Raw genomic sequence first — 18,728 nt, 5'->3', positions numbered from 1 at the left:
AATGAAACTATATAACTTAAAAGACAATCACGAGCAGGTCAGTTTTTCACAGGCAGTCAAACAAGGATTGGGGAAACAGCAAGGATTGTTCTTCCCGCAGGATTTACCTGAATTCAGTCGTGCCGAAGTTGATGAATTATTAAAACTGGATTTTGTCAGCCGCAGCCAGCGTATTCTTTCTGCATTTATTGGCGATGAAATTCCTACTGAACAACTGGCTAAACGCGTTAAAAATGCTTTCACTTTTCCTGCTCCTATATCAATTGTCGAAGATGACATAGCTTCATTAGAGCTTTATCACGGCCCGACACTGGCTTTCAAAGACTTTGGCGGCCGTTTTATGGCTCAGATCCTTGCACAAATTGCAGGAGAACAACCGGTCACTATTTTGACTGCAACTTCCGGTGATACCGGAGCGGCTGTTGCTCATGCCTTTTATGGTTTAGAGAATGTACAGGTGGTGATCCTCTATCCAGAAGGAAAAATCAGCCCATTACAGGAAAAACTGTTCTGCACATTGGGTCGCAATATTCATACTGTCGCTGTTCAAGGCGATTTTGATGCTTGTCAGGCGCTGGTTAAACACTCTTTCGATGATGAAGAACTGAAAAAAGCTTTGTCCCTCAACTCTGCGAACTCAATTAATATCAGTCGCCTGCTGGCACAAATTTGCTATTACTTTGAAGCCGTTGCACAATTCCCAGTGGAAAAACGCGAACAGTTGGTAATTTCCGTGCCTAGCGGCAACTTTGGCAACCTGACTGCGGGCTTACTGGCAAAATCAATGGGATTGCCGGTAAAACGTTTTATCGCGGCAACCAATGTTAACGATACCGTTCCCCGTTATCTGGCAGAAGGCACATGGCAACCGAACCAGACTGTTGCCACTCTCTCCAATGCGATGGACGTCAGTCAGCCAAATAACTGGCCGCGTATTGAAGAACTTTTCCGTCGCAAGGGTTGGTCACTCAGTGAACTGGGCAATGGTGTTGTAGATGACAATATCACTCAAAGCACAATCCAGGAATTAGCTGCCAAAGGCTATATTTCCGAACCTCACGCAGCCATTGCTTACCGGGTATTACGAGATCAATTGCAGGAAGGAGAATACGGACTGTTTTTGGGCACGGCTCATCCCGCCAAATTCAAGGAAAACGTGGAAGCAATCCTCGGCCAGCCATTATCGTTACCACAAGAGCTGGCCGAACGTGCCGATATGGCATTGTTATCCCACGTCCTGCCTGCTGATTTCGCCACCTTACGCGAATTCCTGATGGAAAGAGCCCCGAAATAAATAGATTTGTCACTCCACAAGTCATTGTGGAGTGGCCTTGATCATGGTTGTTCAGGGCGTTTAAACACCAATTCATTGCTTTTAGAAAGAGATTCATCAAAAGCATATCCTTCCAGGTTAAACTCCACCAACCGTGCTGGATCGGTCAGTTGGTTTTGAATAATAAAGCGGCTCATTAATCCACGGGCTTTCTTGGCGTAGAAACTAATAACTTTATATTTGCCATTTTTTTCATCCAGAAAAACCGGCTTGATGATGTTGGCTGACAGCTTCTTGGTATTTACCGATTTGAAATACTCATCAGAAGCCAAATTAATCAGAACATCATCACCTTGTTGCTCCAGTGCAACATTCAAATTTTCCGCAATACGATCCCCCCAGAATTTATACAAATCTTTACCACGAGGGTTCTCCAGTTTGATACCCATTTCCAAACGATAAGGCTGCATCAGATCGAGAGGACGCAAGACCCCATACAATCCAGATAAAATTCTCAAATGAGTTTGGGCAAAATCAAAATCGGCATCTGAGAAAATTTCTGCCTGCATACCGGTATAGACATCCCCCTTGAAAGCAAGGATCGCCTGACGAGCATTTTCCGGGGTGAAATCGGGTTTCCACTCACCAAAACGGGCTGCATTCAATCCCGCCAGTTTATCGCTGATACCCATCAGGCTACTGATTTGTGCAGGTGTTAAGGTGCGGCAGACATCAATTAACTGTTTTGACTCCTCCAGCAAAGCCGGTTGACTATACTTTTCTGTTGCAAGCGGGTTTTCATAATCGAGCGTTTTGGCGGGTGAAATAGTAATAAGCATGATTCTGTTCCGAGTTTCTGAATGATTTTCTCAATAATCGAGGATTTTCCACTTTAATTTAGCAAAATTAACCTGAAAAAGGGGAATAACAGCGATAGAATTTTCCGACCTGACGAGCTGTGCTTGACCATGTTATTATCACAAAATGGCGAGGCAAACGTGCCAAAGATTTTACGTATAACGATGAGATATTAACCATGACCGATAAACTGACTTCCCTGCGTAAACTGACAACAGTAGTAGCAGATACCGGGGATATCGCGGCAATGAAATTGTATCAGCCGCAAGATGCAACAACGAACCCTTCCCTGATTTTGAATGCTGCACAAATTCCTGAATACCGCCAACTGATTGATGAAGCCATTGAATGGGCTCGTCGTCAGAGCAATTCCCGTGAGCAACAAGTTATTGATGCCGGCGATAAATTGGCAGTTAACATCGGTCTGGAAATTCTGAAACTGATCCCTGGCCGTATTTCCACTGAAGTTGATGCCCGTCTCTCTTATGACACAGAAGCCAGTGTTGCGAAAGCAAAACGTCTGATCAAACTGTACAACGAAGCGGGTATCGGCAATGACCGCATCCTGATCAAACTGGCTTCCACCTGGCAAGGTATCCGTGCTGCGGAGCAACTGGAAAAAGAAGGTATCAACTGTAACCTGACTCTGCTGTTCTCTTTTGCACAAGCGCGGGCCTGTGCAGAAGCGGGCGTTTACCTGATCTCTCCATTTGTTGGTCGTATCCTTGACTGGTACAAAGCGAATGGCGATAAAAAAGAGTTCGCGCCACACGAAGATCCAGGTGTCATTTCTGTTTCTGAAATTTACCAGTACTACAAAAAACATGGTTACAACACGGTTGTTATGGGAGCAAGCTTCCGTAATTCCGGTGAAATTCTGGAACTGGCTGGCTGTGACCGCCTGACTATTTCTCCTGCATTACTGAAAGAGCTATCTGAAACAAAAGGCGAAGTTGAATGCAAACTGGGCTATGAGGGCGAAGTTAAGCCTCGTCCAGCTCCAATGACTGAAGCTGAGTTCTACTGGGAACACCATCAGGATGCGATGGCAACCGAAAAACTGGCGGAAGGTATCCGTAAGTTTGCTATTGATCAGGGCAAACTTGAGAGCATGATCGCTGATCTGCTGTAATATTGAACAATCCGCTATTTTTTATTCTATAAAGGCGACATAATAGTGTCGCCTTTTTCACTATTTTTGCTGTTTTTATTTTTTTACTGTTAATTAAGGTTCGTATGAATGTATTACGCATTGGCCTCGTATCTGTTTCTGATCGTGCTTCAAGCGGTATTTATCAGGACATGGGTCTGCCTGCATTGGAAGAATGGCTAGGGAAAGCAGTCATCACTCCTTTCAGTATCGAAGCCCGACTGATCCCCGATGAGCAAATCCTGATTGAGCAGACCCTGTGTGAATTAGTCGATGAATTAGGCTGCCATCTGGTGCTGACTACCGGGGGAACAGGCCCTGCCCGTCGTGATGTGACACCAGATGCAACATTGGCAATTGCTGATCGTGAAATGCCTGGGTTTGGTGAGCAGATGCGTCAAATTAGTCTGCAATTTGTGCCAACAGCGATTTTATCTCGTCAGGTCGGTGTGATCCGCAACCAGGCGTTGATCCTTAACCTGCCCGGACAACCAAAAGCGATTGCAGAAACGCTGGAAGGGTTGAAAGATGACAACGGCAAAGTTTTAGTACCGGGAATTTTTGCCAGTGTGCCCTATTGTATTCAACTGTTAGATGGCCCTTATATCGAAACTGATGAAACCGTTGTGGCCGCTTTCAGACCCAAAAGTGCCCGCCGTTAACCCTTGGCTTCCTGTGTTCAGTGGCTGATTTCCGGCCATCAGCATTCGGTGATTAATGCACCGTTGTCAGAAAGCACACATTAAAAAGGTTCTGGATAAGATCAGAACCTTTGAGAAAAAAGTTTGTTCCAGTAGCTCAGGTCAGACTGTCACCATGAGTTTCAATAACCTGCTTGTACCAATAGAAGCTTTTCTTACGGCGTCGTTCCAGTGTTCCTGTTCCCTGTTCATTCTGATCAACATAAATGTACCCGTACCGCTTGGAAACTTCACCCTTTGAGGCACTGACCAGATCAATCGCTCCCCAGCTTGTATATCCCATAACCTCCACCCCATCTTCAATTGCTTCCCTGACTTGCACAAGATGGTCATTAAGATAATCAATGCGATAATTATCCTGAATACTGCCATCAGCTTCCACGGTATCTTTGGCTCCCAGACCATTCTCAACAATAAACAGTGGCTTCTGATAACGATCCCACAATAAATTGAGTAAGGTACGCAAACCGACCGGATCTATCTGCCACCCCCACTCTGAACTGGATAGGTGTGGGTTCGGGATCATGCTCAGGATATTACCCTGTTTTTTCTGATATTCAGATTCATCCCCTGATGCACAGCTACTCATGTAATAACTGAATGAAATGAAATCAACCGTAGCTTGCATTTCCTGTTTATCTTGTTCAGTTATCGTTACCTCAATGCCATTTTCGCGGAAATAGCGCAGCATATAGCCGGGATAAGCACCACGACACTGTACGTCACCAAAAAACAACCATTTCTGATTTTTCCGCAGAGTTGCCAGTACATCATCCGGTTTACACGTCAATGGATACGTCAGGTCACCCAATAACATATTGCCAATTTTGGCATCAGGGATAACCTGATGGCACAGTTTCACCGCACGGGCACTGGCTACTAATTGATGGTGGATGGCCTGATAGATCTCTGATTGTGTGCTGCTTTTAGGTAATCCGACTCCTGTTAGTGGTTCATATAGTGACATATTGATTTCATTGAACGTCAGCCACAACTTCACTTTTTTCCGATAACGGGTGAAAACGGTACGGGCATAGTGCTCAAAAAAATCGATCAGCTTGCGGTTGCCCCATCCACCGTATTTTTTGACCAGTGCCCACGGCATTTCATAGTGGGACAATGTGATCAATGGCTTAATCCCATATTTCGCCATTTCATCGAATAACTTGTCATAGAATGCCAGCCCTGCTTCGTTAGGCTGCGTTTCATCACCTTGAGGAAAAATCCGGCTCCATGCAATGGACGTCCGCAAACAGGTAAAACCCATTTCAGCAAATAGTGCAATATCTTCGGGATAACGATGATAAAAATCGATAGCAATATCTTTAAGATACTGTGTGTTATCACTCTCTCGCTCAGTAACAGGTCCCATAATACCCTGCGGTTGAACATCGGATGTTGAAAGCCCTTTCCCATCGGTTAAGTAAGCCCCTTCAACCTGATTGGCAGCAACTGCACCACCCCAGAGAAAATGTGTTGGAAACGGTTTCATGCGTATCTCCTCTTTGGGCGCGTGATGAATAACGATGTTAGTGGCATCTTTCATCCTTATTTTCTTTTGTGGAGAGTTTGGTTGAGACAGGAAGCCCGAACAACCATGTCAATAAAGTTGAAACGACAAAAGCCAGCACAGTACCAATAAGCGCACCCCATACCGTATTATTGATACCCGTTGGTGGAATAAGCTGAGTAAGGGTAAGAATATTAACCAGCCCCAATGAATAGGCAGCACTTTGGTAATAACCAACCACTGAACTCCCCATCGCTCCAGCAATACAGCCAAAAATAAATGGGCGTCGATAAGGCAAGGTCACACCATAAACCGCAGGCTCAGTAATACCAAATATCCCAGAGGTTACAGCCGAGCCAGATAATATTTTCAATTTAGCATCGCGGGTACGCAGAAACACACCAAAGGCCGCTCCTGTTTGTCCTATCACTGCGGGGAGTATCAAAGGCATTAACGTATCGTAGCCAATAGTAGTTAAGTTATTGATAAAAATAGGAACCAATCCCCAATGCAGACCAAAAATAACACAAATTTGCCATACTCCTCCCGTAATCATCCCGGCCAGTACCGGAGCGAATCCATAAGCAATTTGGTAACCTTGCGCCAGCAACTGGCTTAACCAAGTCGCCGTTGGTCCAATGACAAGAAATGTAAGAGGAACAATTAACATAAGGCAAACAAGAGGGGTAATGAAGTTCTTGATTGCAACAGGAAGATGAGCATCTAATACCTTTTCAACCTTGCAGCTTGCCCAAGAGGCCAGAATAATCGGGATGACTGAAGAACTGTAGTTCAGGAAGGAGAGTGGAATACCCATGAAATACTCAGTTGTACCACCAGCTACCGTCGATGTTTGAAAGGCAGAGATGATCATGGGATGAACTAATGCACCACCAATACCCATCGAAATAAAGGGATTACCACCGAATTTCTTACCTGCTGTATAACCGAGCACCAGTGGAAAAAAGTAGAACAGAGAATCACTGGCAGCATACCAAACATGATATGTCCCACTGTCGGGAGACATCCATTTCAGAGTAACAGTAACTGCAAGCAATCCTTTTAAAATACCTGCTGCTGCCATAATACCCAAAAATGGGCTGAAAACACTGGAAACGATATCAATGAAGTGGTTAAAAAGGCTGTCTTTCTTATTAGCTGAGTCTGTCGTGGCTTCTATCTTATCGGGAAGAGTTAACACTTGCTGAATTGCCTGATAAACATCACGCACTTCATTACCAATAACAACCTGAAACTGCCCCCCACTTTCAATAACTGTCATAACTTCTGACTGAGTTTTCAGCTTACCGATATCAGTAAATGCACTATCCCGCAGTTTAAACCGCAACCGGGTTGCACAGTGGACAAGACTGACAATATTCTCTTGCCCACCGACATCCGCAATAATTTCCTGAGCTAGTCGTTGGTACTTCATGCTATTTCCCCATTTTTTCCATTAGATAGACTGGGAAGTGCAAAACGGTGAATTTTGTTCAGGCAAAAAAAACTGACAATCCTCCCTTGCATACCATGCGGGGGAATTATTGTCAGGTGTCATATCCTAAAGATTTTCAAGTGACGCAGCCGAAAAAACTGCAACTTGAACGACAACAGGTATACTTCCTGTTACCACTAAAAGCAGTAATAATTCGCTTTCTGATATTAGTTGCTTTTAGTTATTACTCAAATTTCGAATAATAGAAGTGTGACTGTGATCGCGAAGCTCTATTCATAGAGACTCATTAACCGATGGTATTAAGCAGTCTAAGATCCAACTTCGACTCCCATCCCTGCCTCTGTCCAGCCTGAAACGCCTTTTTTAAAACGGCTGGCACGAATACCTTTAGCACGCAATAGTTCAAGGGCATTAGCAGAAAGAACACAATAAGGCCCACGGCAATAGGCGATAATATCCTGACGAGAAGGCAGCTCATCCAGCCTGTTTTCCAGTTCATCAACAGGGATATTGATAGCATTGGGTAAATGACCTTGCTCAAATTCCTCTTTGGGTCTGACATCCAGCAAGAATTTTGACGCCTCATTACAACGTATGGGGGGACACCCTTCCTTGCCGGATATTGAAACTGTCATTGGACTACTAAAAAAGTTTCTGTAACGACTTCCCGTCCTATTGGGGCTGGCACAAAAAGCCCGGCAAATTTCAAGTTGCCAATCTAATACTGGCAACTTGAAAAATAAAGAGGATAAATCATCACAACCAATGAAGAACACTTAAATCCAATCTATCGATTATCAGAAACTTTTTATCACCAAAATCCATTGACTGACAAAAAATTCCATTACAGGAATTACAGAATAAATGTCTTTTTAATATTGAATAAATTTTGCTTTTTCATTTAATAAGGTCTGATAGAGTCATAACTCTTACTTTATGATTTATGAGAATTCCACTTTATAACTATAAATCGGTACATTATGTCAGAACATCAAAGTCGTTCATTAAACAAACAAGATTATAAGACTCTGTTTTTAGCTTCCTTAGGTGGAGCTTTAGAGTTTTACGATTTCATTATCTTTGTCTTTTTTGCCGTCGTGCTTGGTGAGCTTTTTTTCCCTGCCGACATTCCTGAATGGCTCCGGCAACTGCAAACCTTTGGAATTTTTGCTGCCGGATATCTGGCCCGGCCCTTAGGTGGGATCATCATGGCACATTTCGGCGATCTAATTGGACGCAAGAAAATGTTCTCTCTTAGCATTTTGCTGATGGCTTTACCGACGCTAAGTATCGGATTGTTGCCAACTTACGACACAATTGGCATTACTGCCCCATTATTATTATTACTGATGCGAATTATGCAGGGAGCAGCAATTGGGGGTGAAGTCCCCGGAGCATGGGTATTTGTAGCGGAACATGTTCCCCACAACTATATCGGCTTTGCCTGTGGAATGCTCACCGCAGGACTGACTCTCGGTATTTTGCTTGGTTCTTTGATAGCAACAGCTATTACTTCAGCTTATACCAGACAAGAAATTTTGGACTGGGCATGGCGCATCCCTTTCTTTCTTGGTGGAATTTTTGGCCTATTCGCTATGTACCTGCGCCGTTGGTTGCATGAAACTCCGATATTTAAGGAAATGCAGGCACGTAAGGTATTAACAAAAGAAATACCCCTAAAGTCCGTGATCCTGAATCATAAACGTGCAATCACTGTTTCCATGTTACTGACATGGCTTCTTTCAGCGGGCATTGTGGTTGTTATCTTGATGACACCTAGCTATATGCAGACCGTTTTCCATCTGGAACCATCAATGACGCTGAAAGCTAATAGCCTGGCAATTATTGTACTTTTTATTGGCTGTATATTAGCCGGGCATTTATGCGATAAATGGGGTGCCAGTAAGGTGTTACTGGCTGGTAGCCTGCTGTTGGCTGCCGCAACATGGTTTTTCTACAACAATATCAGTGATGACCCCATCAGACTCTTCAGTGCATATGCTATCGCAGGTTTCTCTGTTGGTGTTGCAGGCGCAGTGCCTTTCGTTATGGTTCAGAGCTATCCACCTGAAATTCGGTTCAGTGGCATTTCATTTTCATATAATCTGGCCTATGCCATTTTTGGCGGATTAACTCCAATTGTGATCACATTGTTAATGAAATATACCTCATTAGCTCCAGCATACTATATGCTGACGTTATCTGTCGTGGGGATATTTTTAGCTCTATATTTAAATAAAACAACAGTATTAGATAGCAAGACAAGACACTAAGACAATCATTAGGACAAGAAATATAAGATAAAAAAACAGGATGAGCTACTGCGCTCATCCTGTTTTTTTATTAATCAGCAAATGCAACTGAAATTAAGCCTGTTTTCTTTCACCAATTGGCAAAATAGTACGGCCATACTGTTCGTTCAGAACTTCGGCCATAGCCAGATAGAAAGCACTGGCACCACAAATGACACCTTCATAACCGGCAAAAGTCAGCATGCTGGCATTGCCGGTTATGTTACCAATCGCCAGCAATGCAAACAGCAGGGTCAGGCTACCAAAAATAAACTGCAAAGTGCGGTTAGCTTTGAATGTTCCAAAGAACATAAACAGGGTGAAAATACCCCACAAAGCGAGATAAACACCAAGGAACTCACGGCTAGTCGCTTCCGCCAACCCCATGGTTGGCAGGAACTGTAGGCCAATCAAACTGAGCCAGAACATACCATAAGAAGTAAACGCAGTTGCACCAAATGTATTCCCTTTTTTGTACTCAATGATGCCAGCCAATACCTGAGCCAAACCACCATAAAAAATTCCCATGCTTAAAATGGCTGATGCCAAAGGGAAAAAACCTGCGTTATGCAAGTTCAACAAAATTGTTGTCATGCCAAAACCCATCAACCCCAATGGGCCTGGATTAGCCAACTGATTAGAACTCATAATTCCCCTAAAAAAAAATAGATAAAACAAAATACTAAAAATTTTCGCATGACATATTTCTACGCCAGAAAATCATAAAAGGCGGCGGATCATAATGTGATGGCATCAACTACACAATGGCCCCAGAAAAATTTTTTTATTAAATCTCAATTTTTTTTCAATCAGCCCCTTGATGATGAGATGAATGACCCCATTTAAGTCTCAACTACAGTTACTACTGACGTTTCAGTAACAACTGAAAACATAAAATGAGGAATTTCTGGCTGATCGTGCCATTGAAAAGAAAACATTTGTCCTCATATAGCTTAGTAACTTGACCGAATATATGAATTCTTTGTGGAGGCGTTTAGATGGGTAAAATCATTGGTATCGACTTGGGAACTACCAACTCTTGTGTAGCAATTATGGACGGCACAACAACTCGTGTGCTTGAAAACAGCGAAGGTGATCGAACCACTCCTTCAATCATCGCATATACTCAGGATGGTGAAACTCTGGTTGGTCAACCAGCTAAACGTCAGGCTGTTACTAACCCGCAAAATACGCTGTTTGCTATCAAGCGACTGATTGGTCGTCGTTTTCAGGACGAGGAAGTTCAGCGTGACGTTGCTATCATGCCATACAAAATCACCAACGCAGACAACGGTGATGCGTGGCTGGAAGTAAAAGGCCAGAAAATGGCACCTCCTCAGATTTCTGCTGAAGTTCTGAAGAAAATGAAGAAAACCGCAGAAGACTATCTGGGTGAGCCAGTCACAGAAGCAGTTATCACTGTTCCTGCTTACTTCAACGATGCACAACGTCAGGCAACTAAAGATGCGGGCCGTATCGCAGGTTTGGAAGTTAAGCGTATCATTAACGAACCAACCGCGGCTGCTCTGGCTTATGGTCTGGATAAAGAAGTTGGTAACCGCACTATCGCAGTTTATGACTTGGGTGGCGGTACTTTCGATATCTCTATCATCGAAATCGACGAAGTTGATGGCGAAAAAACTTATGAAGTTCTGGCAACTAACGGTGATACTCACTTGGGTGGTGAAGACTTCGACAGCCGCCTGATCAACTATCTGGTTGATGAGTTCAAGAAAGAACAAGGTATCGATCTGCGTAACGACCCGCTGGCTATGCAGCGCCTGAAAGAAGCCGCAGAAAAGGCGAAAATCGAGCTGTCTTCCGCTCAGCAGACTGACGTGAACCTGCCATACATCACCGCAGATGCAACTGGTCCTAAGCACATGAACATTAAAGTGACTCGTGCGAAACTGGAATCTCTGGTTGAAGATCTGGTGAAACGTTCTATCGAGCCACTGAAAGTCGCACTGAATGACGCTGGCTTGTCTGTATCTGACGTTCACGATGTCATTCTGGTTGGTGGTCAGACCCGTATGCCAATGGTTCAAAAAGCTGTTGCAGACTTCTTCGGCAAAGAACCACGTAAAGACGTTAACCCAGACGAAGCGGTTGCAATGGGTGCAGCAGTTCAGGGCGGTGTACTGGCAGGTGACGTGAAAGACGTTCTACTGCTGGACGTAACGCCACTGTCTCTGGGTATCGAAACCATGGGTGGTGTGATGACTTCGCTGATTTCGAAGAACACGACTATCCCAACCAAACACAGCCAAGTGTTCTCTACTGCGGAAGACAATCAGTCTGCGGTAACTATCCACGTGCTGCAAGGTGAGCGTAAGCGTGCCAGCGACAACAAATCCCTGGGTCAATTCAACCTGGATGGCATTCAACCAGCACCTCGTGGTATGCCTCAGATCGAAGTTACTTTCGACATTGATGCTGATGGTATCCTGCATGTTTCTGCGAAAGACAAAAACTCCGGACGTGAGCAAAATATCACCATCAAGGCTTCTTCTGGCTTGAACGAGGAAGAAATCCAGCAGATGGTACGCGATGCAGAAGCAAACGCAGAAGCTGACCGTAAGTTCGAAGAACTGGTTCAGATCCGTAACCAGGCTGATCAACTGATCCACGGTACTCGCAAGCAAGTTGAAGAAGCTGGCGACAAACTGCCAGCAGATGACAAGACTGCAATCGAAAAAGCTGTTTCTGAGCTGGAAACCGCGGTGAAAAGCGAAGACAAGACTGAGATTGAAGCTAAGATCCAAGCTCTGGTTGAAGCTTCTAAGAAACTTCTGGAAATCGCTCAACAGCAAGCTCAGGCAAGTGCGGCTGATGCAGACGCAGGCAATGCGAAAAAAGATGATGATGCTGTAGACGCTGAATTCGAAGAAGTTAAGGACAAAAAATAATAGCCCTTAGCGGGCAAAGTAACAGGACGCCTGTTACTTGTTAACTAGCACGGGCGTTGAGGTAACTCTACGCCCGTTTGTGCGTGTTAGGGGTAAACAATACAATGGCAAAAAAAGATTATTACGAAGTTTTGGGTATATCCAAAACAGCAGATGAAAAAGAAATAAAAAAAGCTTACAAGCGTCTGGCAATGAAATATCATCCTGACCGTAATCAGGGGGATAAAGACGCTGAGAGTAAATTCAAAGAAATTAAAGAAGCGTATGAGATCCTGACCGACTCACAGAAACGCGCTGCCTATGACCAGTATGGTCATGCTGCCTTTGAACACGGCGGCATGGGTGGTGGCGCTGGTGGTTTCGGTGGAGCTGACTTTAGCGATATCTTTGGTGACGTTTTCGGAGATATTTTCGGTGGCGGCCGCCGTCAACAGCGTCCAAGCCGTGGTTCTGATTTACGTTACAGTATGGAATTAACGCTGGAAGAAGCTGTCCGTGGTGTGACCAAAGAAATCCGCATCCCAACGCTGGAATCCTGTGAAAGCTGTCATGGCAGTGGTGCAAAAGCAGGCACCAGCCCAGAAACCTGTTCTACCTGTCATGGTGCTGGTCAGGTGCATATGCGCCAGGGCTTCTTTACTGTTCAGCAACCTTGTCCTCAGTGTCATGGCCGTGGAAAAATCATCAAAGAGCCTTGCAGCAAATGTCACGGTCACGGTCGTGTTGAGAAATACAAAACATTGTCCGTTAAAATCCCGGCAGGAGTTGATACCGGTGACCGCGTTCGCCTGAGTGGTGAAGGTGAAGCAGGTGAACACGGTGCACCAGCAGGAGATTTGTACGTTCAGGTTCAGGTCAAAAAGCACCATATCTTCGAACGTGATGGCAGCAACCTCTATTGTGAAGTTCCAATCAACTTCGCAACTGCGGCATTGGGTGGCGAAATTGAAGTTCCAACCCTTGATGGCCGCGTCAGCCTGAAAATTCCTGCGGAAACTCAGACTGGCAAACTGTTCCGCATGAAAGGCAAAGGTGTTAAATCTGTCCGTGGCGGAATTCAAGGGGATTTGTTGTGCCGTGTTGTCGTAGAAACACCGGTTAAACTGAACGAAGAACAGAAAGATCTGATGCGTAAACTGGGCGAATCTTTTGGTGGAAAAAGCGGGGAAACCAATAGCCCGCGCTCCAAAAGCTTCCTTGATGGTGTAAAAAAATTTTTTGATGACCTAACTAAGTAAATTGCTCTCTCTATAAACCTTCTGATAATGATCCCCCCATTTATCTTATAAAGCAGAGTCAAATGCCGTAAGATATAAGAGGGGGATTCAATTTTTTAGGTGATTAATAATGATTAATGTTATTTTACAAGAGACAATTAAATATGCTCACAGTATGTTTAAACATAAAACCGCAAATATATTCTATCGTGATTTAGAATTTTGTTCCCAATCTCGGCAAACAAAATATTCACAAGAAAAGATTAAAGATAAAAATAATAGACTGTATAACCTTCAAAATATTCTCCACTCTTTATACACTCCTGAAAATCAGTATAAATATATAAACAGATACTAAAATCACCAACGCATACTAATTTCTTGCGCATTTATAAATACAGTAATTATGGAACATGAGTGAAAATAACCAGATGGTAATTTTTAAACTTAAATGAATAACATGACCCTCATATTAATAAATAGTAAATTACTGCATTTTATTAGTATGAGCCTATTGCTGACAATGATATATAGTAATTTTGATTTCCCTTGTCTTTAATTTAAAGTTAGGTTTCCCCACATTCAGAAATCGCATTCGAACATACCTGTTTAATAGGGAACATTTAGTATGAAAATAATTCATTATTTTCATACACTATTCTAAATAAAATAACTCAAAGGAACAATAATATATTTTACGATCTAACCTCCTAATTTATTAAAAAATTAATTTCCCTATAACATCTATTAATATCAAAAAGAAAATAATTATCTGATCCTTATAATATTTAGATATAAAATAAGAATATCACCTAACATTATTAATGGAGATAAATATAATGCGAGATCATTACCCTAATGTCATTATTGGCGGAGAGCCCGCAGGACTCAATATGGCCCTTAAGTTTAATAAGCGCAAGCTACCAATTGTTTTAGGTTTAATAATCGATACGGCTTGGGTTACGACTGCACATGCAGTGAGTTCCCGCCCGTCTTTTACTGAAAAAAGAATGAAGCTGGTTAATCTTGCAGGAGGCGGGATCGTAATTTTAATAGCGATTGTATTAGCTACTGCTATAAACTCTTAAGTCAATCAGCACTGATTTCAATCTATTTATCCTAAAAAATTAATTTCAAATTGAAACAATTCGTATATTACGATACATGTATCACAAATAATCGATTTTTTCCGAAGTCATGATTAGCATAGTATTCATAACTACATTTAATTATGAATACATTATTTATAACAACAACATTTACTACTATAGCTTTTATAAACATCGTGTTTACAAACATAGTATCTACAACCTAATTCATCTTATAGGTTACTAATCTATGACTGCAATTATTCGCCAATTTTTGAAATTAGAGGCCGCAGGCGGGATCATCCTCATTATTGCTGCCATTATTGCGCTGGTAATGGCGAACACGCCATTTCAGAGTATTTATCATCAACTTCTTAACCTACCGGTTGCAGTTCAATTTGCTGCTCTGGAAATCAATAAACCATTCCTGCTATGGATAAATGATGGATTAATGGCCATCTTTTTCCTGATTGTTGGCCTGGAAGTTAAGCGGGAACTGATGGAAGGCGCTTTAGCTAGCCGTGATAAAGCCATTTTTCCAGTCATTGCCGCCGTCGGTGGTATGCTTGCCCCTGCTTTGGTTTATTTACTCTTTAATGGCAATAATGAAATCACTCGTCAGGGCTGGGCTATTCCTGCTGCCACCGATATTGCATTTGCGCTTGGCGTTATGGCTCTGCTAGGAAAACGTATTCCTACAGCATTAAAAGTGTTTTTGCTCGCTTTAGCGATTATCGATGACTTGGGCGTCATCATCATTATTGCCTTATTCTATACTAAAAGTGTTTCTATAGTTGCACTGGGATTAGCCGCAGCTATGATAGGGCTTCTGGCCTGGATGAACTGGCGCGGAATTGCTAAAACATCAGCTTATCTGGTTGTCGGCCTAATTTTGTGGGTATGTATCCTCAAATCCGGCGTCCATGCCACATTGGCAGGCGTTATTGTCGGGTTTTTGATCCCTCTGCGTTGTAAAAAAGGCCATTCTCCTTCCGAAGCACTTGAGCATAGCTTACATCCGTGGGTAGCTTATTTAATTCTGCCACTCTTTGCTTTTGCCAATGCTGGAGTGTCATTACAGGGCGTTACGCTAAACGGCCTGACAGGGCTGTTACCTATGGGTGTAGCACTTGGCCTGTTTATTGGCAAGCCTCTGGGTATTTTCTTGTTTAGCTGGCTCTCAGTAAAACTGGGGATTGCCAAATTACCGACAGGAATTGGTTTGACGCAAATTTTTGCCGTATCTGTACTTTGTGGAATCGGTTTTACTATGTCTATCTTTATTTCCGGTCTGGCATTTGAAGGTTTGAGCGATACATTCAGTACCTATTCGCGTCTGGGAATATTAATTGGTTCAACTACGGCAGCCATCATTGGTTATGGGTTACTGAATGCGCTCTTACCAAAGAAAATGGGGCAAAGAAAAAAACATAGCCAAATGTAGTCGAATGGACTAATTTAGGCGCACAATCAGAAATCATTCCAAATTAATTCATCCTTTTAATACTCACGGCATAACATCTTATCTGCTGTGCCGTGAATATTCATATTAGAGAAAGACAGGAGAGCACCATAATCTGGCGGCCTGAAATATAAGGTCATGGCTGTTATACAGATGTAAGGTGATACACAAAGGATAAATATATGCGGGTTTCACATTTAAACTTTAACCACCTTTATTATTTTTGGCACGTGTGTAAAGAGGGTTCTGTTGTTGGGGCTGCTGAAGCACTATACCTGACACCACAGACTATTACTGGCCAGATTAAGGCTCTGGAAGAACGCCTTGGTGGAAAGCTGTTTAAGCGTCAGGGAAGAGGATTAGTTCCATCAGAACTGGGGCAACTTATTTTTCGCTATGCTGATAAAATGTTTATGCTCAGTCAGGAAATGCTGGATATTGTCACTTACAGCAGAGAATCAAACCTGTTGTTTGATGTAGGTGTTGCAGATGCCTTATCTAAACGTTTAGTCAGCAAAGTATTAGAAACCGCAGTCGTGGAACAGGAAAAAATCCACTTGCGTTGTTTTGAATCAACCCATGAAATGCTGCTTGAGCAACTCAGCCAGCATAAACTGGATATGATCCTGTCAGATTGCCCGGTCGACTCCACCCAGCAGGAAGGTTTGTTTTCCGTCAAGTTGGGAGAATGCAGCATTAGTTTTTACTGCCGTTCCCCCATTCCCGAAAAACCATTCCCTGAATGCCTGGAAGAACGCCGTTTATTGATCCCCGGTCGCCGTTCAATGTTAGGCAGGAAACTGCTAACATGGATACGTAATAAAAATCTGCAAGTTGAAGTATTAGGCGAGTTCGACGATGCAGCACTGATGAAAGCATTTGGCATGTACCATAATGCTATTTTTATTGCTCCTTCGTTCTATGCCAATGATACTTTTGCTGACAGTGATATTATTGAAATAGGCAGACTGGATTCAGTGCACGAAGAGTATTACGTCATCTTTGCTGAAAGAATGATTCAGCATCCGGCAGTTCAACGCGTGTGTAATAAAGACTTTTCGGGCCTATTCAACGTCCCGTTAAAAAACAGACCAGAAAAATAACGTTGAATCCGCATCAACAGAGATATCTATGGATTTCAAGATGCAGCTTTAAAAATGATGGATATACAAAAAAACCGGCAAGAGCCGGTTTTTTCAGCATCATTAAAGCAAAGAGTTACATTGCTTTAATTTGCGCTGCCAGAGCAGATTTATGACGTGCTGCTTTGTTTTTGTGGATCAGACCTTTGCAGGCGTGACGATCAACAATAGGTTGCATGTCATTGAATGCTTTCTGTGCAGCTTCTTTATCGCCAGTAGCAATAGCCGCGTATACTTTCTTGATAAAAGTACGCACCATAGAACGACGGCTTGCGTTGTGCTGACGGCGTTTCTCAGACTGTACGGCGCGTTTCTTAGCTGATTTGATATTAGCCAAGGTCCAACTCCCAAATATATTCTATCGAGGACAATTCAAAGGCCGAGGAATATGCCTGTTCAACCTTCTTTTGTCAATGGATTTGTGCAAATAAGCGTCGTTGTACGGCGACGCTGGTTACGTTGTGATGGGGCAGGATTTTATCAGCTTACTGAGAGGGAATACAGTCTTTCACAATAAAAAACTCAATGAATCACCGATAAATGCGATAAATTAAATATTTTTCGGGCATCCAACCTGTTTTTATTGTATGAATCAGGTTATTAATTAAAAACCCTTTGTGATCGTGGGTTAACCTTGTGCGTTGTACAAGGTATAATCCGGCAATTTTCACGGTATTGAGCCAGCTATGGAGCTAATTCGCGGTATACACAATATCCGGGCGCGTCACCATGGTTGCGTGCTGACGATTGGTAATTTTGATGGTGTCCATCGTGGGCATCAAGCTTTATTGAAGCATTTGAAGCAAGAAGGGCTGCGGCTCGGATTACCGACAATGGTTATGATTTTCGAACCACAACCACTGGAAGTATTTCTCGCAGATAAAGCGCCAGCTCGCCTGACACGGCTACGAGATAAAATAAAATATTTATCTCAGTATGGCGTTGATTATTTGTTGTGTGTGAAATTTGACAGACATTTTGCAGCCAATTCACCAGAAGCCTTTGTTTCTCGGTTGCTCGTTGAAAAACTGGGTGTTAAGTTTCTGGCTGTAGGTGATGATTTCCGTTTCGGTAAAAACCGCTCCGGTGATTTTCACTATTTACAACAAGCAGGTAAACAATACGGTTTTGATGTTGCCAGTACAGACAGCTTTTGTGACAGTGGATTGCGGATCAGCAGTACCGTTATTCGTCAATCGTTGCAAGATGATGATCTAACATTGGCCGAAACATTATTAGGGTATCCTTACAGCATAAGTGGCAGAGTTGTTCATGGTAACCGCCTGGGGCGCACGATTGGCTTTCCTACAGCGAACTTACCTTTAAAACGTCTGGTTGCCCCTGTAAAAGGCGTTTATGCTGTTGAAGTTTATGGATTAGGCAGTAACCCTTTACCGGGTGTTGCCAACATTGGAAATCGCCCCACTGTTGCAGGTCAGGGCCAGCAACTTGAAGTGCATTTGATTGATACCCAAATGGATCTGTATGGGCGTCATATCAATGTGGTATTACGCAAAAAATTGCGTGATGAACAGCGGTTTGCTTCGCTTGATGCGCTTAAACAGCAAATCGCAAATGATGTGGTTGCTGCGAAGGAATACTTTTTGCAGCGATCCGAGTCATATATCTGATACCCATATATTAAGGGTATAGCGGAAAATTGGAACTGAG

General features: G+C 43.0%; 15 protein-coding genes and 1 pseudogene. 10 read left to right on the top strand and 6 right to left on the bottom strand.

Annotated elements, in window-relative coordinates; translation table 11 throughout:
- Window position 1 precedes the first annotated feature (1 nt).
- Entirely contained in the window at window positions 2-1,294 is a 1,293-nt protein-coding gene (thrC, locus tag ABLA85_RS09505; RefSeq protein ID WP_367963464.1) for a threonine synthase, read from the top strand.
- Window positions 1,295-1,335: 41 nt separating this feature from the next.
- On the opposite strand, the gene yaaA is transcribed toward thrC, so the two are convergent.
- Entirely contained in the window at window positions 1,336-2,112 is a 777-nt protein-coding gene (gene yaaA, locus ABLA85_RS09500; protein ID WP_367963461.1) for a peroxide stress protein YaaA, read from the bottom strand.
- A gap of 197 nt (window positions 2,113-2,309) precedes the next feature.
- On the opposite strand from yaaA, the gene tal reads away from it, so the two are divergent.
- Entirely contained in the window at window positions 2,310-3,263 is a 954-nt protein-coding gene (gene tal, locus ABLA85_RS09495; protein ID WP_367963460.1) for a transaldolase, read from the top strand.
- 104 nt (window positions 3,264-3,367) lie between these two features.
- Window positions 3,368-3,943 carry a molybdopterin adenylyltransferase gene (gene mog / locus ABLA85_RS09490; RefSeq protein ID WP_367963458.1) on the top strand — a complete coding sequence of 192 codons (576 nt, stop codon included), beginning with the start codon at window positions 3,368-3,370 and terminating at the stop codon, window positions 3,941-3,943.
- A gap of 136 nt (window positions 3,944-4,079) precedes the next feature.
- Here mog and ABLA85_RS09485 read toward each other — a convergent pair whose 3' ends face one another.
- The 3 genes and pseudogenes from ABLA85_RS09485 to ABLA85_RS09475 all read right to left on the bottom strand — a co-directional run bounded on the left by ABLA85_RS09485 (window position 4,080) and on the right by ABLA85_RS09475 (window position 7,583).
- Complete coding sequence (locus ABLA85_RS09485; RefSeq protein ID WP_367963456.1) at window positions 4,080-5,474, bottom strand: glycoside hydrolase family 1 protein; 1,395 nt, start codon at window positions 5,472-5,474, stop codon at window positions 4,080-4,082.
- Window positions 5,475-5,562: 88 nt separating this feature from the next.
- A pseudogene (locus tag ABLA85_RS09480) lies at window positions 5,563-6,927 on the bottom strand (PTS transporter subunit EIIC); the annotation flags it as partial.
- Window positions 6,928-7,256: 329 nt separating this feature from the next.
- On the bottom strand, window positions 7,257-7,583 hold the full coding sequence (locus ABLA85_RS09475) for a rhodanese-like domain-containing protein (protein WP_367963455.1): 327 nt from the start codon (window positions 7,581-7,583) through the stop codon (window positions 7,257-7,259).
- 345 nt (window positions 7,584-7,928) lie between these two features.
- On the opposite strand from ABLA85_RS09475, the gene ABLA85_RS09470 reads away from it, so the two are divergent.
- A complete protein-coding gene (locus ABLA85_RS09470) occupies window positions 7,929-9,221 on the top strand; it encodes an MFS transporter (RefSeq protein ID WP_367963453.1) in 1,293 nt (430 codons plus the stop codon).
- A 93-nt stretch (window positions 9,222-9,314) separates the two neighbouring features.
- Here ABLA85_RS09470 and satP read toward each other — a convergent pair whose 3' ends face one another.
- Entirely contained in the window at window positions 9,315-9,887 is a 573-nt protein-coding gene (gene satP / locus ABLA85_RS09465; RefSeq protein ID WP_367963451.1) for an acetate uptake transporter, read from the bottom strand.
- A 350-nt stretch (window positions 9,888-10,237) separates the two neighbouring features.
- On the opposite strand from satP, the gene dnaK reads away from it, so the two are divergent.
- From dnaK to nhaR, 5 genes are all read left to right on the top strand, one after another.
- Window positions 10,238-12,148 (top strand): molecular chaperone DnaK, encoded by a 1,911-nt coding sequence (gene dnaK, locus ABLA85_RS09460; RefSeq protein WP_367963449.1) that lies wholly within the window; start codon window positions 10,238-10,240, stop codon window positions 12,146-12,148.
- A gap of 104 nt (window positions 12,149-12,252) precedes the next feature.
- Window positions 12,253-13,386 (top strand): molecular chaperone DnaJ, encoded by a 1,134-nt coding sequence (gene dnaJ, locus ABLA85_RS09455; RefSeq protein ID WP_367963447.1) that lies wholly within the window; start codon window positions 12,253-12,255, stop codon window positions 13,384-13,386.
- An 818-nt stretch (window positions 13,387-14,204) separates the two neighbouring features.
- Window positions 14,205-14,453: a hypothetical protein gene (locus ABLA85_RS09450; protein WP_367963445.1), complete on the top strand. Its 249-nt coding sequence runs from the start codon at window positions 14,205-14,207 to the stop codon at window positions 14,451-14,453.
- Window positions 14,454-14,703: 250 nt separating this feature from the next.
- Window positions 14,704-15,897: a Na+/H+ antiporter NhaA gene (nhaA, locus tag ABLA85_RS09445; RefSeq protein ID WP_367963443.1), complete on the top strand. Its 1,194-nt coding sequence runs from the start codon at window positions 14,704-14,706 to the stop codon at window positions 15,895-15,897.
- 200 nt (window positions 15,898-16,097) lie between these two features.
- Window positions 16,098-17,018: a transcriptional activator NhaR gene (gene nhaR / locus ABLA85_RS09440; RefSeq protein ID WP_367963441.1), complete on the top strand. Its 921-nt coding sequence runs from the start codon at window positions 16,098-16,100 to the stop codon at window positions 17,016-17,018.
- Window positions 17,019-17,133: 115 nt separating this feature from the next.
- Here the strand turns inward: nhaR and rpsT are convergent, their stop codons facing one another.
- Window positions 17,134-17,394, bottom strand: a complete 261-nt coding sequence (gene rpsT, locus ABLA85_RS09435) for a 30S ribosomal protein S20 (RefSeq protein WP_038269713.1) — start codon at window positions 17,392-17,394, stop codon at window positions 17,134-17,136.
- A gap of 349 nt (window positions 17,395-17,743) precedes the next feature.
- Here rpsT and ribF point away from each other — a divergent pair, with 349 nt between their 5' ends.
- Entirely contained in the window at window positions 17,744-18,688 is a 945-nt protein-coding gene (ribF, locus tag ABLA85_RS09430) for a bifunctional riboflavin kinase/FAD synthetase (RefSeq protein ID WP_367963438.1), read from the top strand.
- Window positions 18,689-18,728 lie beyond the last annotated feature (40 nt).

This window comes from Xenorhabdus sp. SGI246, from assembly GCF_040838225.1.
In the GTDB taxonomy this organism is placed as follows: domain Bacteria; phylum Pseudomonadota; class Gammaproteobacteria; order Enterobacterales; family Enterobacteriaceae; genus Xenorhabdus; species Xenorhabdus indica.
This window is presented reverse-complemented; position numbering and strand designations above follow the sequence as displayed.